The sequence below is a fragment of the Glycomyces amatae genome (assembly GCF_020991375.1).
Taxonomy (GTDB): domain Bacteria; phylum Actinomycetota; class Actinomycetes; order Mycobacteriales; family Micromonosporaceae; genus Glycomyces; species Glycomyces amatae.
Window position 1 is genome coordinate 1 of the sequence record NZ_JAJLQZ010000056.1, and the last position, 923, is coordinate 923.

Below are 923 nucleotides of genomic sequence, written 5' to 3' on the forward strand. Positions count from 1 at the left end.
TGAGCCTGTTTCATCGTGATTGGTGCTCGTAGTCGTTGAGGACCTGGATCGCCTTGGCGATTTGGGTGACCCGCTCTGGGGCACAGCGGACTTGGTCGACGATTGCCCAGGTCTTGAGCTGGGCGAACACGCGCTCGCCGGGGCCGCGGAGCCGGGCGTGGAGGCGGTTGACCTCCTTCTGCCACTCGGGCTTGTCCTTGCCCTTGATCGGCGTGACGACCAGGTCGTGGTCGAGGCCGTCGTAGCCTTTGTCGCCCAAGGCGAACAGGCCGTGCTCGGCCAGCAGCCGAGGAATCTGCCAGATCCGGGCGGCCTTGGTGTCGTGGATCGATCCGCGGATCGCCCCGGAGATCCACAGCAGGTTCCCGTGGGCGTCGGCGATGGCCTGCAGGTTCATACCGTGCCGCTGGTGTTTGCCGGAGTAGTAGGGCCGGTCGATCCGGTTGCGGTCGATGTGGACCAGGGTGCCGTCGAGGATCACGAAGGCCGCGCCCGAGCGCTTGACGTGGCGCAGGGCGTCGCGCAGGCCCGGGGCGAGGGCGGCGAGGAGGGCGATGGTCTCGCGGGTGCGCCGCCATGCGGTGGCGGGCGAGATGCCGAAGCTGGCGGCGAGGCTGCGGAGCGTTTCGCCTTTGCGCAGGTGGGCGAGGGTGAGCAAGGCCTGCTCGCCGGGATCGAGGGTCCGCCAGCGGGAGCCGAGGGTTTTGCGGTGGGTGCGGATGAGCCGGGCGACTCGGGTGAGGGTCGAGGTGGACAGCGGGAGAGCGGCAGGGTAAAACAGCAAGGGGAAGCTCCTGGCGAACAGCGGATTTCAGCACCTGCGGTTCTACCAGGAGCTTCCTTGCTGCTTGCTTCCAGGATCGTCGGTCTCGTTTCAGATACGCTGCGCCGCAGCAGAACTCAGACACGATGAAACAGGCTCA

General features: G+C 67.0%; 1 protein-coding gene. It reads right to left on the reverse strand.

The features are described 5' to 3' along the window. Positions 1 to 10: 10 nt before the first annotated feature. Positions 11 to 784, reverse strand: coding sequence for a transposase family protein (locus LO763_RS28580; RefSeq protein ID WP_230792312.1), 774 nt, complete (start codon positions 782 to 784; stop codon positions 11 to 13). Between the last annotated feature and the right edge of the window lie 139 nt (positions 785 to 923).